Source organism: Oceanobacillus sp. AG (assembly GCF_009746545.1).
Taxonomy (GTDB): domain Bacteria; phylum Bacillota; class Bacilli; order Bacillales; family Amphibacillaceae; genus Oceanobacillus; species Oceanobacillus indicireducens.
Window position 1 is genome coordinate 59,564 of the sequence record NZ_WOWT01000012.1, and the last position, 20,467, is coordinate 80,030.

At 42.1% G+C, this 20,467-nt stretch carries 19 protein-coding genes and 1 pseudogene; 15 read left to right on the forward strand and 5 right to left on the reverse strand.

Annotated features, from left to right (window positions below; all coding sequences use genetic code 11):
• Positions 1 to 37 precede the first annotated feature (37 nt).
• Complete coding sequence (locus GN217_RS08155) at positions 38 to 199, forward strand: hypothetical protein (RefSeq protein ID WP_156856189.1); 162 nt, start codon at positions 38 to 40, stop codon at positions 197 to 199.
• A 107-nt stretch (positions 200 to 306) separates the two neighbouring features.
• On the opposite strand, the gene codA is transcribed toward GN217_RS08155, so the two are convergent.
• Both codA and codB read right to left on the reverse strand, forming a co-directional pair.
• Positions 307 to 1,575 carry a cytosine deaminase gene (gene codA / locus GN217_RS08160; protein ID WP_156856190.1) on the reverse strand — a complete coding sequence of 423 codons (1,269 nt, stop codon included), beginning with the start codon at positions 1,573 to 1,575 and terminating at the stop codon, positions 307 to 309.
• Positions 1,565 to 2,825, reverse strand: a pseudogene (gene codB / locus GN217_RS08165) (cytosine permease). Before codB ends, codA begins: the two are co-directional and overlap by 11 nt.
• A 331-nt stretch (positions 2,826 to 3,156) precedes the next feature.
• Here codB and GN217_RS08170 point away from each other — a divergent pair.
• The 6 genes from GN217_RS08170 (at position 3,157) to GN217_RS08195 (ending at position 6,529) form a co-directional block, all read left to right on the forward strand.
• Entirely contained in the window at positions 3,157 to 3,477 is a 321-nt protein-coding gene (locus GN217_RS08170) for a YflT domain-containing protein (protein WP_156856191.1), read from the forward strand.
• A 416-nt stretch (positions 3,478 to 3,893) separates the two neighbouring features.
• On the forward strand, positions 3,894 to 4,037 hold the full coding sequence (locus tag GN217_RS08175) for a hypothetical protein (RefSeq protein ID WP_156856192.1): 144 nt from the start codon (positions 3,894 to 3,896) through the stop codon (positions 4,035 to 4,037).
• Positions 4,038 to 4,113: 76 nt separating this feature from the next.
• A complete protein-coding gene (locus GN217_RS08180; RefSeq protein ID WP_156856193.1) occupies positions 4,114 to 4,740 on the forward strand; it encodes a fumarylacetoacetate hydrolase family protein in 627 nt (208 codons plus the stop codon).
• Between the two features lie 92 nt (positions 4,741 to 4,832).
• The gene (locus GN217_RS08185) at positions 4,833 to 5,126 is read left to right on the forward strand and encodes a FadR/GntR family transcriptional regulator (protein WP_156856194.1); all 294 of its coding nucleotides are present in this window, start codon (positions 4,833 to 4,835) and stop codon (positions 5,124 to 5,126) included.
• 14 nt (positions 5,127 to 5,140) lie between these two features.
• Entirely contained in the window at positions 5,141 to 5,410 is a 270-nt protein-coding gene (locus GN217_RS08190) for a (Fe-S)-binding protein (protein WP_156856195.1), read from the forward strand.
• 306 nt (positions 5,411 to 5,716) lie between these two features.
• Entirely contained in the window at positions 5,717 to 6,529 is an 813-nt protein-coding gene (locus GN217_RS08195; RefSeq protein ID WP_156856196.1) for a hypothetical protein, read from the forward strand.
• 110 nt (positions 6,530 to 6,639) lie between these two features.
• Here the strand turns inward: GN217_RS08195 and GN217_RS08200 are convergent, their stop codons facing one another.
• Entirely contained in the window at positions 6,640 to 9,723 is a 3,084-nt protein-coding gene (locus tag GN217_RS08200; RefSeq protein ID WP_156856197.1) for an efflux RND transporter permease subunit, read from the reverse strand.
• 99 nt (positions 9,724 to 9,822) lie between these two features.
• Between GN217_RS08200 and GN217_RS08205 the strand changes: the two genes are divergently transcribed.
• Positions 9,823 to 10,683: a TetR/AcrR family transcriptional regulator gene (locus tag GN217_RS08205; RefSeq protein ID WP_156856198.1), complete on the forward strand. Its 861-nt coding sequence runs from the start codon at positions 9,823 to 9,825 to the stop codon at positions 10,681 to 10,683.
• 19 nt (positions 10,684 to 10,702) lie between these two features.
• Here the strand turns inward: GN217_RS08205 and GN217_RS08210 are convergent, their stop codons facing one another.
• Positions 10,703 to 12,121 (reverse strand): aspartate ammonia-lyase, encoded by a 1,419-nt coding sequence (locus tag GN217_RS08210; RefSeq protein ID WP_232334371.1) that lies wholly within the window; start codon positions 12,119 to 12,121, stop codon positions 10,703 to 10,705.
• A 460-nt stretch (positions 12,122 to 12,581) separates the two neighbouring features.
• Between GN217_RS08210 and mqo the strand changes: the two genes are divergently transcribed.
• The 5 genes from mqo to hprK all read left to right on the forward strand — a co-directional run bounded on the left by mqo (position 12,582) and on the right by hprK (position 17,071).
• Complete coding sequence (gene mqo / locus GN217_RS08215) at positions 12,582 to 14,132, forward strand: malate dehydrogenase (quinone) (RefSeq protein ID WP_255454361.1); 1,551 nt, start codon at positions 12,582 to 12,584, stop codon at positions 14,130 to 14,132.
• Positions 14,133 to 14,274: 142 nt separating this feature from the next.
• Positions 14,275 to 14,496, forward strand: a complete 222-nt coding sequence (locus tag GN217_RS08220; RefSeq protein ID WP_156856201.1) for a DUF2829 domain-containing protein — start codon at positions 14,275 to 14,277, stop codon at positions 14,494 to 14,496.
• 61 nt (positions 14,497 to 14,557) lie between these two features.
• Positions 14,558 to 15,313, forward strand: coding sequence for a 3-oxoacyl-ACP reductase (locus GN217_RS08225; RefSeq protein ID WP_156856202.1), 756 nt, complete (start codon positions 14,558 to 14,560; stop codon positions 15,311 to 15,313).
• A 175-nt stretch (positions 15,314 to 15,488) separates the two neighbouring features.
• Positions 15,489 to 15,998, forward strand: a complete 510-nt coding sequence (locus GN217_RS08230) for a QueT transporter family protein (RefSeq protein WP_156856203.1) — start codon at positions 15,489 to 15,491, stop codon at positions 15,996 to 15,998.
• 152 nt (positions 15,999 to 16,150) lie between these two features.
• On the forward strand, positions 16,151 to 17,071 hold the full coding sequence (gene hprK, locus GN217_RS08235; RefSeq protein WP_156856204.1) for an HPr(Ser) kinase/phosphatase: 921 nt from the start codon (positions 16,151 to 16,153) through the stop codon (positions 17,069 to 17,071).
• 277 nt (positions 17,072 to 17,348) lie between these two features.
• Here hprK and GN217_RS08240 read toward each other — a convergent pair whose 3' ends face one another.
• Positions 17,349 to 18,761: a LysM peptidoglycan-binding domain-containing protein gene (locus GN217_RS08240; RefSeq protein WP_156856205.1), complete on the reverse strand. Its 1,413-nt coding sequence runs from the start codon at positions 18,759 to 18,761 to the stop codon at positions 17,349 to 17,351.
• Between the two features lie 398 nt (positions 18,762 to 19,159).
• Between GN217_RS08240 and GN217_RS08245 the strand changes: the two genes are divergently transcribed.
• Together GN217_RS08245 and GN217_RS08250 are read left to right on the forward strand one after the other, a co-directional pair.
• Positions 19,160 to 19,768, forward strand: a complete 609-nt coding sequence (locus GN217_RS08245) for a YpjP family protein (RefSeq protein ID WP_156856206.1) — start codon at positions 19,160 to 19,162, stop codon at positions 19,766 to 19,768.
• Between the two features lie 183 nt (positions 19,769 to 19,951).
• Entirely contained in the window at positions 19,952 to 20,224 is a 273-nt protein-coding gene (locus tag GN217_RS08250; RefSeq protein WP_156856207.1) for a hypothetical protein, read from the forward strand.
• Positions 20,225 to 20,467: the final 243 nt, after the last annotated feature.

The window sequence follows — 20,467 nt, forward strand, 5'->3', positions numbered from 1 at the left end:
GATTGGATAGGTTTATTTAAAATAGAGGGTGTTTAGGATGAAGATTGTTATTATTGATGATTTAATATTTCTAAAGAAAAACAATCAAGAAATTGCTGAAGAACTGGAACAGCCGGCTGAATCTGTTCGCTATAATGTGAGTAAAATCTATAAAACATTGAAACTAAAAAAATCCGGTAGAAACCACTCGTTATCTTAATAAGCTGATAATGAATAGAGGGACATTGGGGTCAGAGCAACTGTCCCCGCTTTTTTGGGACAAGTGCTCTGACCCCAATGTCCCAACCCCAATGTCCCACCACTTGTCTATCTTGTAAAGGTGATTTCTTTTTTTGTGTTGAGGTTGATATGGGTTTCGCTTGGTTTTGTTTCGGCGATTTTCTTACCGTTTCGGAAGGCGTAGCGGACAATTGTTTGTTTCCGAATCGCCTCATACCCATTTTCTGCCCCTAAAACAATAAAGTTTGCTGGTTTTCCAGCTTCAATTTCGTACCGATCTTCAATATGCAAGGTGCGTGCACTGTTTGCAGTAACCAAATCGATTGAATTAACAATTTCCTCATAGCCCATCAACTGCGCGACATGGATGCCCATATGCAATACTTGCAGCATATTTCCAGTTCCTAAAGGATACCACGGGTCAAAAACATCATCGTGACCGAAGCAAACATTCAAATCCGATTCCAGCAATTCTTTTACCCGTGTGAGTCCCCGCCGTTTCGGATACGTATCAAAACGCCCCTGTAAATGAATGTTAATAAGCGGATTCGATACAAAGTTAATGTCTGCCTTCTTCAATAATCCGAATAATTTATATGTATAAGCATTATTATAAGATCCCATCGCTGTTGTATGGCTTGCAGTCGTTTTTGCACCTAGCCCACGCTTTAACGCCTCCGCAGCAACAACTTCAACAAATCGGGATTGCTCATCATCAATTTCATCACAATGGATATCGATTAGCCGGTCATATTCTTCGGCAAGATCAAAAGCGATCTTCAAGGATTCGACGCCATACTCCCGAGTGAATTCAAAATGAGGAATCCCGCCAACAACGTCAGCTCCAAGCTTGAGCGACTCCCGAAGAAGGTCTTCACCGTTCGGATAAGATAGAATTCCCTCTTGCGGAAAAGCTACAACTTGCAGGTCGAGATAATCGCTCATCTCTTCCTTCACAGCAAGCATTGCCTTTAAAGCCGTCAGATCAGGATCTGTCACATCAACATGGGTCTGGACATGCTGAATCCCTTGAGCGATTTGCCATTCGAGCACGGTTTTCGTCCGTTTTTTTACATCTTCTTCCGTCAATGTTTCCTTCCGCTCGGTCCAGCGCTGAATCCCTTCAAACAATGTACCGCTCTTGTTCCACTCAGGCTCTCCAGCTGTCAATGTCGTATCCAAATGAATATGAGGCTCGATAAACGGTGGAAGGACGAGAGCACCCCCGACATCAAGGATTTCCTTATCCTCGGGCAACTCCTTTTCATCTGCGGTAATTTTTTCAAAAACACCATCTTGAATCATGATATGGAATGTACCATCTTGTCCACGTAATGTACAATTTTTAATGATCATTTGTCATAGCAACCCCTTTTACAAAAATTCTTTCAGGTAAAATTTTCGTTAATATAATATATACCATCCCAGTGCCAATCAGGGCATTTAACGGACTGATCCCTGGTGCGAATTGGGCCAAACTAACTCCGGCTACCCAAGCAATCATCGCAATCCAGTTCACTTTTTGAAAATGCATCTTCTCAAATTCAGCATATTTCCGCTTGCGTATAAAGAAATAGTCTGCAATTATAATCGCTCCAATGGAAGGAATTGCCGCTCCAAGCACATTGAGAAATCCAACAAAATTACTGTACATCCACATTGCAAAAAGCGTTCCGACGAGTCCATTGATGATGACAAATAATTTCTTCGGCATGTTCGTGATATTAGCAAAGGCTAATCCGGAAGCGTAAAGCGCATTGTCATTCGTTGTCCAAATATTTAAGCCAAGGACAACAATCGCTGGGATAACCAATCCCTGTAGAAAGAGAACTTCGGAAATCTCAGCAAGGCCATATGCCATCGCACCGAATGCACCGAAAATAAACATGAGTGAGTTACCCAGTAAAAAGGCGATGACCGTTGCCATTACGGCTTGGCGCGGTGATTTGGAAAAACGGGTAAAGTCCGGTGTGAGTGAACCGGCGCTAATGAAAGATCCAATACAAATCGTAAGCGCAGCTGCCACGGAAATAGATGTTACGGGTTCGTAGGAAATGAGACCTTGCAGACCACCAATTGCTTTTGTCGCGTGAAACATGGAATATGTGCCAAGTATCGCAATCGCTGGTACTGCAATATATCCAAGTAGGACGAGCGATTTCATCCCGTACAATGCGCTCGCTGTCATCGCAAACCCAAACAGGAAAATCAGGGCGTACACATTCCAGCTGAGAATTTTTGCAACAGGAATCGCAAACATGGCAACTCCAACCCCAAACCAGCCGACTTGTGTAAAGCCAAGCAGGAAAGAAGGCAGGTGTGAACCTTTTTCTCCAAAGGCATATTTTGCTAGCAAATGGGTCGATAAACCAGTTTTAGCCGCGATAAAAGCAAGGGAACCAGTAGTAAATTCCTAAAATGAAGTTCCCAATCAAAACAATTAGCATAAATTGTGTGAAGGTGAGACCAAGTCCGAGCTCTCCACCTGCGAGCATACTTGCTGAGAAAAATGTCATTCCAAGCATCACAGATAAGATTTTCCAAAAGCTATTACGATTTCCCATTGGGACAGCTTGCCGAGAAAATTCCGGATCAAATTTTTTCATTTTTGTATCCTCCTCATTAGCTGGTATCCATTTTCTATACATGAGGAAGTAAAAAAGAGGCTAATCATCAGTATATGCTGACAATTAGCCTCTTTTAAATATAAAGATAGACATCTACAGTATATCGACTGCAGACGCATCCTCTACTTACCCGCTGTTCTTGTCAGCCTCACAGGACTGAATTAAAGATACCAGTATTTAGTTAGTGTTCATTATAGCAGGGTAATTCGTATTCCGCAAGAAAATGTTTTATTTTCTCTGAAGCGGTTAAACATAGAATGAAAGCAAAAGAGAAGCATAAACTAGTAAACTGCTTAGGAGGTTTTTAATAATGGAAAATGTTTATGTTGTTGAAAATAGTGTGAAGGCAAAAGAGAAGATCGACCAATTAATGCTACAAGGTTATACAAAAGATGAAATTTATGTTATTGCCCACGAGCCAGACCTAACGGACAAGCTATCAGAAAATCTGCATGTGAATCAAGTAGGCATGGAGGAAGAGGGCATCCTGGATAAAATCGCAAATGTCTTCCGTTCCCGTGGTGACGAACTCCGGAATCAATTTGAAAACCTTGGCCTTACAGAAGCAGAGGCAGACAGATATGAAGCAGAACTCGACAAAGGCCATTTGATAGTCGTCGCAAAAAAATAACACAACGTGCGGGACATTGGGGTTGCGGGACATTAGGGTCAGAGCACTTGTCCCAGATTTCTGGGACAAAAGCTCTGACCCCATGTCCCGCTCAAATAATGAGATTTATTTGATTTAGCGTTTCGGCAGCTTGGGAAGTAATCGTCCCACAATTTCCTCGCGTCTTCCCTTCCCAATACCATTACAAAGGTGGATGTTCCGTTTTCAACATCTTATCTGGAAGGTTTTCCACGTATTTCCTCATTACTTTCTGCATCTAACAGATTATCCATTTTCTCCGTTTCATCCATTCAAGTGCAAGGTGTTTGCCTGTACGCTGTTTATTCCATAATTTAAAGTCAGACAGTGGGACATTGGGGTCAGAGCACTTGTCCCAGATGGGACAAATGCTCTGACCCCATGTCCCAAAGGAGAAGATGACAGATTTAAAAAAACGATGTATTCTAGCTTTAAACAATCATCAGGGGGATATGTATGCGACTGTACGAGATAAGGCAGAACTTCAAGGAAGCGAAAGTAACGGACGCGAGAGTATGCCGAGGTGGCTCGAGCAGCAGTAGCGGGTCACTTAACGAAAGCACGTATCAAGTTGAATCATCCCCGTGTTATGTAGCTGAAGGAAGGAGAGGAAAAATCATGGAAATTAAGAACATATTTTGTATCGGACGTAATTATAAAAATCATGCGCTGGAACTAGGAAACGAAGTACCAGATCAACCTTTAGTATTTTCAAAACCGACAAGTGCGCTTGCTTCTGCGGATGGTAGCGTCTTATCTTTTCCAGCTAATCGCGGTGATATCCATCATGAACTGGAAATTGTCCTTTATATCGGGAATGAAGTGGAGCGCGGTTTCACGGTAGAGGAAATCGTTACACAAATGGCGCTTGGTATTGATTTAACACTAAGAGATATTCAATCGAATCTGAAGAAAAAGGGGCATCCATGGCTTGTCGCTAAAGGATTCAGGAATGCAGCAATTGTGACAGAGTTTTGGGAGTTCCCTGGTGTGGAACAAATAAAAGATGTGGAATTCTCCTTGGAGCGTAACGGGGAAACGGTTCAGCAGGGAAATATCCAATCCGTTATTTTTAGTTTCCAAGAATTACTAGAATACATCCATGAAGAATTTGGTTTGTCAAAAGGCGATATCATTTATACTGGTACCCCCGAAGGCGTTGGACCGATTACAGACGGAGAAGAATACACATTAAAATGGGGAAATGAAGTAAAAGGCAGATTTACGGTAAGCAAACGATCATAAGTGTTAGAAAAAAGAAACAGGATGTCATGTTTCTTTTTTCTAAACCTACTGTGGACTGTCCACCTAGCCACTGGCCAGATTGGAGGTTTTCTATGGAATTTGCACCAATTAAAAAACGAAAAAGAATCTATCAAACGATCATTCAACAAATCAAAACTTCCATTGCAAACGGACAAATTTCCCCAGGGGAAAAGCTTCCATCCGAGCGAGCACTTGCGGAAATGTTCGGCGTCTCCCGGACGTCCGTGAAAGAAGCTGTAACTGTCCTGGAATCTTCCGGCATCATTACCGTCCGGCCTGGCGTCGGTATGTTTATCAATGAAGATTCCCAGCAAGATTTATTGTATAAATTAACAGCATCGGGGGCTGTGGCGCACAACTCGTAGAATACGATAAGTTATTGGCGGATGATACAGACTGGGCGGAACGAGCAGAGCAATTTGCTAGAAAGAATGTGGATATTAGTGTCATTTTGAGAGAATTACGCTTACCGTGTACGAAAGAGATTAATAAAGTTATAACCTACCAGCCGTCCCGCCATATGACAAATGTTCAAAAACGGGAGAATAAGCCGCTGGAGTTGCTAGGGATTACTTATCTCGAACTGCTAGACAAAAATATGTGCTGTGGTTCAGCGGGTATTTATAATATCGTAAATTATATTGAATAGTCCGAGTGGGACAATTGGGGTCAGAGCATTTGTCCCACTGGGACAGATGCTCTGACCCCCTGTCCCAAAAAATTAAAAAGCGCGGGATTTGTTGATACATCAATAATCCGCGCTTTTTCAATCGATGTGCCTATGTCATAAGTCCATTGTGATTTGGTTAGAGTTATGGTTGGATAAAAGAGAATGGAAAATGGTGGCACTTTCCCATCCGACTTCGGCTAGGGAACATCCTATTATCGTAGATGTTGCGTGTAGTAGGGTGATATATAGTATAAAAAGTATACTAAAAAGGGAGGAACCAGCAGCATGGACAAAAACAATGGTCAACAGTTAGAAGGGGATTACGAGAAGGGGACAGATGAGAAGTCTACAGCTTCTCCGCAAGAACAAACTATTCATCAGCATGCTTCAACTTGCCAAGAAGAGATCCAACCCACACATCAAGAGAACGTTCAACAACCATCTAATGTAAATGAAAATCAGCAAAAAGAAACAGATTCCAAAGATAAAAAAGTAAATTTCAATTTTGATAGGAGTCTGAATGAATCAAAAGGGATATTAAAAGATGCGATTATCAAACCGCATTCGGTCATTAACTCCAACCGTTCAATTAGTTTAGAAACAAGTGTCATTATATTCGTTCTTTTATCTTTTATCCTTGGAGTGTTCGCATATTTCTCTGTGAAAAACCTTATGGACAATATGTTTGGTGGTTTAGGAAGCTTTTTTGGCAGTTCGATAGGGATTGAGTTTCTTTTCAAGACGATGTTTGGTTGGCTCGTCACGTTTGCGGTTGGCTATTTTACTTTATATTACATGCTATCCTATTTTGGAAACCGAAAAATGGAACATAAATTATTGCTGACGAAATACGTTACAGTAAACATCCCGTTTGTGCTCGTATTTTGTATCGTTTTCGTACTTTTTGGTTTACTTGCTATTGAATACTTTATGATTATGTATGTGTTTGGTCTGATGCTTTTTGGTATGATTCATATTTATCTATTCTTGGTTAATGTGAAGAAACCGAAGTTTGACATGTTCTGGCTCAGCGCAGGCTACCTGCTAGTACTGCTCGTCGCCACGTACCTACTAACTGGAATAGATTTCGGATTTTAATCGGGACATTGGGGTCAGAGCATCTGTCCCAGTGGGACAGATGCTCTGACCCCAATGTCCCTCCCGCCAATTAAAAAGGACGGCCAGAATATTCTGGTCGTCCTTTTCGATTAATCTTCTCTAATATTTTTACGGTCTTTCTTAAAGAGTTTACTTAACATTTCATATACCACTGGTACGATAATGAGTGTAAGGAGTGTCGAACTTGCGAGTCCACCGATAACGGTGATACCTAAGTCTCTTGATACAAGTCCTCCGCCACCTGTAACAGCAAGTGGGATAAGGGCTCCGATTGTCGCGATAGCTGTCATCAGAATTGGACGGAGACGTGTGCCTCCACCTTCGATAATCGCTTCACGAAGCGACATACCGCTGCGTTCCATCCGGATGATCCGGTCGACAAGCACAATCGCGTTCGTGACAATGATACCAATTAGCATCAAGAGTCCCATCATTACCGTTACGGAAATGGTGTCACCAGTCAAGTATAGACCAATGAAAGATCCAATAACTGCAAATGGAAGGGAGAATAGAACTGCGAATGGGGCAATTCCTTCACTAAAGGTAACAACTAGGATGAAGTAAACAATCGCAATTGCGGCAAGCATCGCAACACCAAGCTTTTCAAATGTTTCTTCCATATCAGCTGCAACCCCGGCAATGCCTACTTCCACACCTCGAGGCAGTTCAAGATCTTCAATTGCCTCATCAAGCTCTGAAGTTGCTTGTGAAATATCTTGATCTAGAATCGTTCCCGATACGGTCGCATAGTATTGGTTATTACTTCTGGACAATGTAGCAACCGTTGAATCCTCTTCCACAGATACTAATTCAGATAACGGAAGTACGGTTCCTGGCTGAGCAGGTACAGGTACTTCTAATTCAAGTAATTCATCAATTGAAGTTGCTTCTGTTTCTGCTTCTTGCTGAACGATAACGTCAAGAGTTTCACCATCTTTTTCTACCGTTGTCAGTACATCTTCTGTAGAGGAATTGCTTAGTATACCGACGATTTGTCCTGTTGTTAAACCATATTGCAGGAGATCCGCTTGATCAACTTTCAAGATATGCTCGACGTATGCACCTTCTGCAGTCGACGTTACATCTTCCAAGCGCTCATTTTCAGTCATAACTTCTTCAACCATCCGAACAGCTTCATTTAAATCATTTCGATTTTCACTGTAGAATGTATAGCTTAGCTCATTCGAGCCTATATCCATAGAGAAGTCCTGGCTGATCCATTCTCCAGAGTGGCCGATTTCCGTAATATAATCTTTAATTTCATCTCGTACTTCAGGGAAGTTTTCCATATCCTCATCGAACGTAACGAAGATTAGTGCTCCGCCGCCACCAGTACCCATCATCGCTGATTCAGGAGATGTGGAATCATTAATGGAAAGCTGGACAATTTCTGTATCATCCCGGGCAATTAGCTTATCTTCTACTTCTGCCACATTTTCAAGTGTATCATCCATTAACTCACCTGGTTCTGGTGAATAGGTGATATACATCACTTTTTCCTCATCACTGCCTAGGAAACTGAAGCCAATCAATGGTGTTAAGAATAAGCTTCCAACGAGTAGGGCAATTGCAAGAAAGGATGTAATGAATTTATGATTTAATGTCCAGTTCAGGAACTTCTTATATCCCTGTGTTATTTTTCCTTGTTTTTTATGTTTCACTTCAGTCCGGTCACCATATAATTTCTTCTTGAACAATGTATGGGATAACGCCGGAACAATTGTAATTGCGACAAGTAAGGATGCGAGCAATGCTAGAGACATCGTTAAAGCAAACGGCATGAATAGTTCGCCAACCATACCACCGATAAAGACCATTGGGGCAAATACCGCAATCGTCACTAAAGTGGACGAAAGGATAGGTTTAAACATCTCAATGGTTGCTTCACGGATTAATGCACGCCCTCTAAGTTGTTCGTCTTTCAAGTGAAGTCGTCGATAAATATTCTCAACAACAACTATCGAGTCGTCAATAACCCGTCCGATGGCAACCGTTACCGCACCGAGGGTCATAATATTCATTGTAATATCCAGCCAGTTCAAGATCAGGAAAGCCGTGAAAATAGAAACTGGAATGGAAATGATGGAAATAATTGTGGATTTAATATCCCGTAAGAAAAGCAGGATAATCATAACAGCAATTATTCCACCGAATAGTGCTTTTTCCACCATTGTGCTAACGGAATCTTCAATTGGTTCTCCTTGGTCAAGCGAAACATCTACAACAAGTCCGTCCAATCGATCCTGTTCTTCTTCCATTAAATCCTTGACCGCATTAACAACATCAACTGTGTTTGCTTGCTGGCCTTTAACAATTTGAATCCCAATCGCATCTTCTCCGTTTGTACGGGAGATGGACTCGACCTTACCGACTGTTTCGATTTCTGCAATATCAGCAAGTTCTACAAATGGTACAGGATTTTCTTCTGATGGTGTGACTGGAATAACCATCTCTTCCAGTTCTTCCGCCGTCGTGAATTTCCCGTCAACGGCAACAGCTTCTTCTCCTTCTGTAAACTCAAACAGACCGAGGGAAACGGCCATGTCACTTGCCTGGATCATATCTCTTACCGTTTCTTCATCGAGCTCGAGTTCTTCCATGGCGGCTTCATCGAATGTAAGCTGTACTTCTTCTACATGATGACCGGCCATTGTAGCAGAGGCTACTCCGTCCAACTTTTCAATTTTTGGCAGAATGACTTCATCTACAGTTGATGTAAGCTCGACAATGTCTTCTTCTGTACTACTGATGCTTAATGCAAGAACCGGCATCATATCAAGACTAATTGCTGTAATCGTCGGTTCTTGGGCATCTTCTGGCAGGTTGACGCCTTCAATTGCGTCCTGCAATTCACGACGTTTCTCCGCCATATCAACTCCATATTCATATTCAATTTGAATACTGGAAAGGCTGGAAGAGGAGTCAGAGTAAACATTTTTTACATCTTCCAGGTCTTCAACCGCTCGTTCAAGCGGGATGGATATATCCTCCATCACCTGTTCCGCGGTTGCCCCTGGATAAACATCCATCACCATTAAATAAGGAATGGATATATCTGGAATGGACTCTGTTTTCATCTGAGTCCCGGCATAAATACCACTAGCAGTTACGATAATGGTGAGTAACCATACCGCAAGCTTGTTCTTCATAACGAAATTAGCTATACTTTTCATTTGCACCGTCCCTTTGTTGACATTTTAAACTCATTTTTCTATAATAAATGACCAGCTGGTCAGAAGTCAATAGAAATAGCGGAAAGCAGGACGATAAAAATGGAAAAAAGAAAGTTAATTATGGAAAAAGCAATGGAGCTTTTTGCTGAGCAAGGGTTCCGTGCAACATCTGTCCAAGAAATCACGGAACGTTCTGGTATATCAAAAGGAGCCTTTTATCTTTCATTCAAATCGAAGGATGAACTGATTATGGCCTTAATTCATAAATTTTTACAGGAGTTTATTACCGGTGTTGACCAAGTGGTCAGTGAAGGCGCTTCCGATCAACTACTCTATAATTTTTATGAATATCACTTCGAACGCTTTTTGAAGCAATCGGGATTCGCAAAAATCTTTATGAAAGAGCAAGTTCACTTTTTGGATGAGGAATTTATTACGCAAATCAGTGGCTATAATGAACGGATGCAAGAATTGATTTTAACGATGCTTGAAAAGGTGTATGGAGAAAAAGTGTTGGAGAACAAATATGATCTCGTCTATACGATTCTTGGCCTCATGAAGAGTTATATGGAAATATTGCTCCTTACAGATCTGCCCTTTGACGCAAAACTGCTCGCTGAATCGCTTGTGGAAAAGACGCATATTTTGGCTAAACATACAAGCCAACCGGCAATTACAGAAGATGTCTACGTTATGCTAAAAGGGTCACAGGGAACATCGATTACAAAGGAGAGGGTTTACGCGATCCTTGATGAGACGATTGCTTCGCTGAACGAATCTGTGGAAAAAGAATCCATTCTTATGTTAAAAAATGAGCTGATGAATCCCTCATTGCATCAAGCGGTGATTAAAGGATTACTAAAAAATATCGAAGCACACCCCCAATGCAAGCAGGCTACTTATGTATTGCAATATTATTTTGAACGGCAAAATAAATGGTCGGCTAGGAATAGTTCCTGAACCGACCATTTTCAATTATTTATTTCCCTGCATATACTTTATCTCTTCCAGCAATTCCAGGGGAAGTTAAGTTGTTTAAGTCGAGGATCGTATCGACTTCTTTTTCTGTAAGAATTCCGTTTTCAATACAGATTTCACGGATCGGGCGATTTGTCTCAATTGCAATCCGGGCGACTTCGGTTGCTTTTTCATAACCAACATATGGATTAATCGCAGTAACAAGAGAAATACTGCGTTCGACCATATTCCGGCAATGTTCGATATTCGCCGTCATTCCTTCAATAGCATATTCTTTAAAGATCTGAATTCCATTTTCTAAAATAGAAATGGATTCGAGCAGGTTGAATACAAGGACTGGCTTCATTACGTTCAATTCAAGCTGTCCATTTTCTGCTGCCATTCCAATTGTTGCGTCATTCCCAACAACTTGATAAGCGACTTGGCTAATTACTTCACAAATAACCGGATTTACTTTACCTGGCATGATGGAAGAGCCGCTTTGACGTGCCGGCAGATTGATTTCTCCAAGTCCTGCAGTCGGACCGGAACTCATCAGGCGCAAGTCATTAGCGATTTTCGATATATTTAATGCATGGATTTTCAGCATGCCAGACACTTCGGTATAGACATCTGTATTCTGAGTTGCATCAATCAGGCTCTCACTGCTTTTCAGTTCAAATCCTGTCAGTTCTGCTAAGTAGTCAACAGCTTTCTCCGTGTATTCTGGCAGGGCGTTGAGTCCAGTTCCAACAGATGTTCCACCGAGGTTGATGGAGCGTAAGCCTTTGATTGATTTGCTGATTCGCTCTAAGTCACGATCAATAACAGAATGGTAGCCAATGAATTCTTGGCCAAGACGGATTGGAACAGCATCCTGCAGATGGGTTCTTCCCATTTTAATGACATTATCGAATTCCTCAGATTTTGACTTTAAGGCATCGACAAGCTTGGCAATTTTATCAACGAGATGATGTAGGCGTTCGATAAGTGCTATATTTACTGAAGTTGGGAAAACATCATTTGTTGATTGTGCCATATTGACATGCGAGTTCGGGCTAATAATACTGTAGTTGCCTTTCTTTTCGCCTAATAATTCGAGTGCTCGGTTCGCGATAATTTCATTCGCATTCATATTGAAGGAAGTTCCCGCTCCACCTTGAATTGGGTCGACGATAAATTGGTCATCAAATTTCCCGCTAATTATTTCCTCCGAAGCTGTTACAATTGCTTCAGCGATTTGCTTATCCAGTTGACCGAGCTCGGCATTCGTCATCGCAGCAGCTTTTTTAACAAAACCAATTGCCCGGATAAGTGTCACATCCGTCTTGTAGCCTGTGATGGGGAAATTATCCCTTGCCCTCACGCTTTGTACACCATAATAGGCGGTGTCAGGTATCTCTACTTCACCTAAAAAATCTTTCTCCACACGTACTTCCATTCCCGCATCCCTTTCCATTCTATATTTAACATACCGTTATGTTGAATATCATGAACAATTCATATTCCATTGTACAATTTTTCTTATCACTTGTCAGTAGCTTGACGAGCTTTTCAGACGAATAATGGATAACTTATCCGTTATTGCTCCTCATTTAATCATAAAAAACTGTTTTCATGTGGAATGCTGGAGCAGATTTAGGGAATATGCTAAAATAATAGTGTTACAACTATATGAATTTATCTATGGGCAGAATCTATTGGGTTCTTAAGGTAATTGAATTTGTGGAAGCACTTTCATTTTTGGGGAGCAAAGGAAACTATAAAGTGAAACTCATTCAGTGGGGCAACACCGAACTACCTTCCGTTCTGGAAGGAACAGTTTGTACGTTGCTGCGACTACTGGATACGCTGGTACAGGCGTCCGCGTAACGAATCGCGTACTTAGCCTGTAAGGGTGCTTGCGCCGTTGTTCAAAATATACAGATAAGGAAGAGGATAGTATGAATAAAAGGGAGAACACAGATGTTATTTTAATCGGTGCTGGAATTATGAGTGCAACGCTTGGTACGCTATTGCATGAATTGGCGCCGGAGTGGAACATTACAGTGTTTGAGAAGCTTGAGAAAGCAGGGGAAGAGAGTTCACATGAATTAAATAATGCTGGTACAGGGCATGCCGCATTATGTGAGTTAAACTATACGACTGAAAATCCAGATGGCACAATCGATGTAACAAAGGCAAATAATGTGAATGAGCAGTTCCAAGTTTCCTTGCAGTTCTGGTCCTATCTTGTAAAGAAAGGCTTATTGCAGGATCCGGAGAAGTTTATTAGAGCGTTGCCGCACATTAGCTTAGTCCAAGGTGAAAAGAATGTCGAATTTTTAAAGAAACGTTATGAATTGATGAAGGAAAATCCTTTGTTTGAAGATATTAAATACACGGAGAACCCTGCAACATTAGCGGAATGGCTGCCGCTTATGATGAATGACCGCGTACTTGAAGATGGGATTGCCGCGACGAAGATTGATAGTGGAACAGATGTGAACTTTGGCGCTTTAACTCGGAAGTTATTTGAACATCTAGACGAGACTGGAGCAGATATCCAGTACAATCATGAAGTGGAAGATCTGAAGCAAAAACGCAAAGGCTGGGAAGTCAAAGTGAAAAACTTGGAAACTGGTAAGACGGAAAGCCATTTTGCGAAATTCGTCTTTATTGGCGGTGGCGGCGGTAGCTTGCATCTTTTACAAAAAACAGGCATTCCAGAGAGCAAGCGTATCGGCGGGTTCCCGGTTAGCGGAATCTTCATGGTATGTAATAATCCGGAAATCGTGGAACAGCATAATGCGAAAGTGTACGGTAAAGCGAAGGTCGGTGCTCCACCAATGTCCGTACCGCATTTGGATACACGCTATATCAATAATGAGAAGCAATTATTATTCGGTCCTTATGCCGGATTTTCACCGAAGTTCTTGAAGACGGGTTCCAATATGGACTTAATTACTTCGGTAAAACCGAGCAACGTATTTACGATGCTTGCAGCAGGAGCGAAGGAGTTGCCGCTTACGAAATATTTAGTGACACAAGTGCTGCAATCAAAAGAACAGCGGATGAAAGAACTTCGTGAATTCATTCCGAATGCGAAGAGTGAGGACTGGGATTTGATTGTTGCTGGACAGCGTGTCCAAGTCATTAAAGATACGGATCACGGCGGAAAAGGAACATTACAGTTTGGTACCGAGGTAATTACAGGTGCGGACGGAACAGTTGCTGCATTACTCGGTGCTTCACCAGGTGCATCCACTGCCGTACAGGTTATGTTGGATATCTTGAATCGCTGCTTCCCGGAACGGATGGAAGAATGGGAACCGAAAATTAAAGAAATGGTTCCATCCTATGGAATGAAATTACGTGAAAATCCGGAATTACTGCGTGAAATCAAAGAATCAACCTCTAAAGCACTTGAGTTAAACGAAACGAAAGAACCCGAACTGCTGGCAAGTGTATAATAAATAATTAGAGAAACACCCGCAAATATGTGGGTGTTTTTTTGAGCAGTGGGACAAATGCTCTGACCCCGTGTCCCGGTAAATTTGAAATCAATTCATGTATCCTCTATACTTTTATATATAAAGAAAGGGTGGTTTCGCAATGAAATTTGAAGAGGTTTTGCCACGTCTTCGTGCAGGTGAAAAGATAATCCGTTCCGGTTGGCCGGGTGCTGAGTTATATGTCAAACTTGTTGGTGAAAGTACAATCGATGGTGAAAAACTGAATCCATATTTATTAATAAATGTTGAGGGTGAAGGGTATACAATGTTCACCCCGACTGTTTGTGATCTGCTTGCGGAAGATTGGGAAGTAGTCAAATAAAGACGAGCCTTTTTTAATGGGCTCTTTTTTAATATAAAAAATGTTAAAAGGATGATGATGCTTGAATTTTTCAGAGTATGACGGGAAGACGGTATTTATTACAGGTGCAGCTTCGGGTATTGGATATGCACAGGCAGAAGCCTTCTTAAAGCAAGGCGCTTCTGTTTTTGGGGTGGATCAGAATGAAACCGGCCTGCAGTTATTAAAACAGGCCTATCCGGAGACATTTGCGTTCTGGTGTGCGAATGTCGCGGAAAAGTCAGAAGTTGCAGAAGCTGTCCATCAGGCGCTAAGGGAATATGTCCGAATTGATATTCTGGTGAATACAGCAGGCATCCTCGATGATTACAAAACGACGCTCGATACGACAGAGGAATTATGGGATGACGTATTTAATACAAACGTAAAAGGAATCTACCACGTTACGAATTATATCCTTCCTCATATGTTGAAATGGGAACAAGGGGTTATTGTGAATACCGCATCGATTGCCGGGCTTGTTGCAGGAGGCGGAGGAGCAGCGTATACGGCTTCGAAGCATGCAATTGTTGGCTATACGAAGCAGCTTGCCTATGATTTCAGCAGAAAAGGAATCCGGGTAAACGCGATCGCGCCTGGGGCGATCCGGACTCCAATGAATGCTAAGGACTTCGCAAATGGAGGCGAGATGGCAAACTGGGTAGCAGAAGAGACGCCGGCTGGGCGCTGGGCTGAACCAGAAGAGGTTGCGAACCTTACTTTATATCTTGCTAGCAGCGCGGCAGGTTATATTCATGGCGCTGTCATTCCAGTCGATGGCGGTTGGACTGTTAAATAGCGTATCATAACTATTTTCCACAAAAATCCTTCTATGCAAAAGAAGGGTTTTTTGTTATACTCATCTGGCAGGCTTTTTTGCTTGTATTATGGCACTTTGTAGGGCACTTGTCCGATCCTTTGGCCATAATTATTACTAAAATAGCAATTTGCTATTTTACAAAGGAGTTTATCAAATGAATAGTTCTATAGCACACGAAGAGTCACTGACTTCAACTAGGAGTATAGTGAAAATTTCCTTAGTTGCCGCATTATATATGGCGGTCACCCTCATTTTATCTGTCATTAGCTTTGGGCCAATCCAGCTCCGCTTATCCGAAATGTTCAATTACTTGGCATTATTTCACAAACGATATGTCGTTGCAGTTTTCTTGGGAGTTGTAATTGCAAACTTCATGTCACCGATGTGGTTTATCGATGTGCCAATTGGCGGACTCGCGACCCTTGCAGTTTTGCTTGTCGCTAGGGCTGTGACCAAGAATATAAAAAATGTAAAAGCTAAATTTATTGTCACAGCTTTTATCGCTACGTTATCGATGTTTAGTGTCGCTGTGCAACTTTATTTAATATTCGATCTGCCATTTTGGTGGTCTTATCTTACGGTTGCTATTGGTGAGTTACTCTCCATGACAATTGGCGGATTCATTATGTACTATACAAGTAAAAAGATAGATTTGACCCAATAAGTTTAAAGCCAGATTTTCGGACTTCCGATCTGGCTTTTATTATTTTTGTTAAATTTCTATGTCTCCTTAATATATGTGGTAATATATTGTATAATAGATACAATTATCGCTGAAACGGATACTCACATGAAAAAGAGAAATTAGGTGGAAAAGTGAAAACGATTAGTGTAGAACGAATTGCGAAAGAATTATCCTTGGAAATTCTCGCAGGAGAAGATAGTCTCGACAGAAAGGTATCGAAGAATAAATCGCACCGGCCTGGCCTCGAGTTTATCGGTTATTTTGATTTTTTCCCAACGGAACGCGTGCAAGTTCTCGGACTAACGGAAATAAATTACTTGAAATCGCTTAGTGTGGAAGAAAGGAAACAAAGAATCGGCAACATTGTCAATTATCATCCTCCTTGTTTTATTGTGACGCGGGGGCAGGAGGAATTGACCTATCTTGAACAGTACTGCAACCAGGAGCGAATTCCATTGCTTCGGACGAATGATTCTACGTATGAGTTCATCTCTAAATTGGACGCTTATTTAGGTAGAGCACTTGCAGAGGAGATTGCTGTACCAGGCGTTTGTCTGAATGTGTTCGGCATCGGAATCCTTCTGCGCGGTGAATCGGGAATAGGAAAAAGTGAAACCGCTTATACGCTCATTGGGCGCGGGCATCGTCTTGTTGCTGATGATATTGTCGTACTGAGAAAACTCAGTCACCGGACGATTCTTGGGACACATAATGAGATGAATAAAGAATTCCTTGCTCTAAGAAGTGTAGGACTGTTAAATATCGTCCGTGTTTACGGAAGGAAAGCGTTCCAGGAAGAAACGAGGATTGCCCTTGATATTGAGCTTACCAAATGGGGAGCTAATGAGCTGAACAATGATCTCGAATTAAAGACAGAATATACGAATTATATGGGAGTTGAAATTCCTCATATTAAAATCCAGCTCCAGCCGGGAAGAGATGTTGCGGGCTTAATTGAAGCAGCAGCAAACAGCTGGTATCTAAAACAACAAGGCTACAGTGCTGCCGAAGAATTCATCAACCGAACGGAAAATTATAACGGAAATGACTAAGGACAGCCCATCAAGCTGTCCTTTCCTCGTTGGATAAGAAACTATAAATTAAAATGCTGTGATAACTTAGGTATCCAGGGCTAGCCACGTCCGCTCTGCGCTCAAGCATTGCCTAATTTAATTCCTTCTTGAGTAAGCTCCTAAGAGTAATCTTCTTGCAGCTTTGCGAGGAGAGTTTCTCCACCCAGAAAGCTTGCAATACGACGAGTAACTAGCAGATCTTTTGGTAGGACGAGTAATCACAGTCCCAGGCGCCCGCGAATCGGCCTTTGCACTTTTAGATTCTCTTCCTCACCGTAAAGTTATCCCGCAGCAATTCCCAGTTTTGTGGGAAAGGGTAGCCGAGTGCCCAATAACTGATCCCGCCAAGATTCAATTCTTTTGCCAAATCAAACTTGGCTTGAGCACTTCTCGCATCTTCAAACCACACTTCATGATCTACACCGTCTTCATCCGTGTAGCGAAAGAACGGAGAAGCGGCAACTCTATCAAACTGAATTTCTGCATTATACTTGGTAGCGAGCTCCACTGCCCTTTGAGGGCTGAATGTTTGGGCGGCTTGACCTTGAACATGAGGCAACTTCCAGTCCCGCGCGTAAATCTGGAAACCAAGGAATATTTTCTCTGCGGGCATTTCGGTTAGGGCATATTCTACAACCCGCCGCATCTGGTTTAGTGGTGAAATCGCTTGAGGCGGACCGAGCCGGTATCCCCATTCATATGTCATTAAGATAACGAAATCGGCAATTCTTCCATGGGCTGCATAATCATGGGCTTCATACAATAATCCAGGTTGGTCAGCGCTTGTCTTCGGGGCTACCGCAGTCGAAACGAAATACCCTTCAGGATGGAGGCGGTTGACGGCCAATTGTATAAAGTTATTGAAACGCTCCCGATCTTCGGGTAATACATTTTCAAAATCAATATTTAACCCTCGATAGCCTTTTTCGTTCATTACATTGAGGATGTTTGTCAATAATGTATCCATTAGCTGGTTACTCGTCAGAATCGTATGGGTGAGCGATGAACCGGTTTCTTCTGAAGTGAAATTCAAGATCGACATCATTGGCAAAACATTCTCTTCATAACTTGCGGCAATCATCTGTTCATCTGGAAAAGGCTCCAAGCTTCCGTCCGCTTGAACCTGATAGGCAAACGGGCTCGCAAATGTCAGCAGTTCCCCAACTTCACGGATCGACTGAGCACCCGCTGCATCTTGCTGGTAGGAATATGCATTGACATCAATAATTGGTTTCCCCCGTGGAATAAAGAGCGTTTGGCCACTAAAGATAGGCTCGGTTATCGTAAGGGCGTTCTCCTGAGCGAGTGCATAGACCGATACTCCGTACTGATTTGCAATGCTTGCAAGTGTCTCGCCAGGCGCTACATTGTGACGTGCAAGCGGAATAAATATTCTTTGCCCTGGCATGAGCGCCTCGGGATTGCCCCCGGGGTTTGCCTGTAATACCTGATTTAAAGCCAATCCAAAATTAGCAGCAATACTCCACAAGCTTTCCCCAGCCTTCACCGTATGCCACGTACCCTTAATCGGAATAAGTAACGCCAGACCAACAACAAGCCGTTCCGGATCCGGCAAATCGTTCACTCGCAATAACTCCGTCATACTTACCCCATATCGTTCATGTAACCCATACAAATTATCCCCCGGCTCCACAACGTGAATAATCACAAAAACTCCCCCTCTTACATTTCGCTCCAATATCCTATGCCCAAAAAGTGAGAATGTGTAGGGACAGAGGGTCAGAGCATTTGTCCCAGAATAGGAAACTATAAAATAAAAATGCTGTGATAACTTAGGTATCCAGGGCTAGCCACGTCCGGCTCCAGCGCCCAGCAACTATCAAACTTCACACTCCTCCAATCGATAAGTCAACATCAACTCACTGCGTTCGTTGTGTTTCCTTTATCTCATTCCGGAGTGCTCCAGTTTGTACGTTGCTAAACGGACGCTTACGCCTTTGTCCCAGAAAATTAATAGAAAGTTAACGAAATAAACCATTTTCCCAATAGACATCTGCCCATAACATGTTAAACTTATAGTAAGGAAATGATTGGGAAGTGATGGCCATGAAGTTGTGGATGAAAAAAGCGCTCGTTGCATTGATTGCGATTGCAACACTCGGAATGTACACGCCGACTTCGTTATTGGAAATTGAAGCAGAAGATAATAAAGATACTTTCTCCTCAAAAGCAGAATTCGATCAAGCGACTGAAGTCCGGGCAAGTGAAGCGACGTTCGAAAGCTATGAAACAATGCTTGAAGTCGAAACAGAACCGGATTATTTACGGGAGTTACAAGAACAGGCGAAAATTCAAAGCATGCTGAAATTTGGTCCGCGTATTGCTGAACAAGTGGAGGATGAGTTTTCTGCGGTAATTTTGCCGAAAATGGAGTCTGTACTAGAAGAGTTAGCTGCTGAAGCAGGGGATGAGGCGGTTCGTTATTATGGAATTACGGAACAACCAGCAAAGGGCTACGGTGAGCGAATCTTTCACGTAACCGATTATCGTACGGAAGAAGATGTCATCCAGTTCCACGTCCGTCGTGACAATCGGCCATTAGAAGGCTACTATTTCAACTTCCACTATCATCTTCAAAACGATGACTTCAGAGAGCATCACAACCTCGGTGAAATTTACTGGGATAAAAATACACCACCTAAGTGGATGGCATAAAGATTAAAAGAGGTGAGGATATAAGCTGTCCCCACCTCTTTTTATATATTCGCGCGCCCAGCAAGCCGTTAGTTGCTAGCTGTTGAAACTTTCTTGAATGACCTAAAGCTTTGAGGTGGGAGCTTTACGGACGGTTACACCGGGATAAAGTGAATCCTGCCGCCTTGTCAATTACACCCCTTGTTGAGGGATAAAGGGAAGATGAGCCTGAGATTATTGGCGAAAACCATGGAAGATGTGAGGAACTTGGAATTCAGCACCGAAGAATCCCGCGGGAGTTTCTATTTATGGATTAGGAGAAGGGAGAATATTTTAATGAGATTAGGTTTAAAAAGAAATGAAGTTAGACTGGTACCTCATAATCACGAATGGACAGAAGAGTTTCTCAGAGTTAAAAAAGATATTGTAAAGGAAACAAGGCTAGAGCCGTATAAAGAAATCCTTTGTAAGGCATAAACAGGAAGGTATAAATGAATATACAGCGAAAAAAGAGAGTTTTGTTAAAAAAATATGTGCATTGAATATAGTATAGAATAACTTCACCGATTTGTCATAATCTGCCGAAACAGGAAGCGTTTCCAGGTGGTATGATCAATTTGAAAGAGATAGAAATCTTATTACGCAATAACATGATCAACGGTTCACAAAGAAGCGAGGTGAGTTTAACGGTTAATTAACAGACATTATTTTCTCAGCCTC

Bases quoted from the DNA above. Each gene is read 5' to 3' on its own strand.
- GN217_RS08155 (WP_156856189.1), top strand. From the start codon at position 38: ATGAAGATTGTTATTATTGATGATTTAATATTTCTAAAGAAAAACAAT.
- codA (WP_156856190.1), bottom strand. From the start codon at position 1,575: ATGATCATTAAAAATTGTACATTACGTGGACAAGATGGTACATTCCAT.
- GN217_RS08170 (WP_156856191.1), top strand. From the start codon at position 3,157: ATGGAAAATGTTTATGTTGTTGAAAATAGTGTGAAGGCAAAAGAGAAG.
- GN217_RS08175 (WP_156856192.1), top strand. From the start codon at position 3,894: ATGACAGATTTAAAAAAACGATGTATTCTAGCTTTAAACAATCATCAG.
- GN217_RS08180 (WP_156856193.1), top strand. From the start codon at position 4,114: ATGGAAATTAAGAACATATTTTGTATCGGACGTAATTATAAAAATCAT.
- GN217_RS08185 (WP_156856194.1), top strand. From the start codon at position 4,833: ATGGAATTTGCACCAATTAAAAAACGAAAAAGAATCTATCAAACGATC.
- GN217_RS08195 (WP_156856196.1), top strand. From the start codon at position 5,717: ATGGACAAAAACAATGGTCAACAGTTAGAAGGGGATTACGAGAAGGGG.
- GN217_RS08200 (WP_156856197.1), bottom strand. From the start codon at position 9,723: ATGAAAAGTATAGCTAATTTCGTTATGAAGAACAAGCTTGCGGTATGG.
- GN217_RS08205 (WP_156856198.1), top strand. From the start codon at position 9,823: ATGGAAAAAAGAAAGTTAATTATGGAAAAAGCAATGGAGCTTTTTGCT.
- GN217_RS08210 (WP_232334371.1), bottom strand. From the start codon at position 12,121: ATGGAAGTACGTGTGGAGAAAGATTTTTTAGGTGAAGTAGAGATACCT.
- GN217_RS08220 (WP_156856201.1), top strand. From the start codon at position 14,275: ATGAAATTTGAAGAGGTTTTGCCACGTCTTCGTGCAGGTGAAAAGATA.
- GN217_RS08230 (WP_156856203.1), top strand. From the start codon at position 15,489: ATGAATAGTTCTATAGCACACGAAGAGTCACTGACTTCAACTAGGAGT.
- GN217_RS08245 (WP_156856206.1), top strand. From the start codon at position 19,160: ATGAAGTTGTGGATGAAAAAAGCGCTCGTTGCATTGATTGCGATTGCA.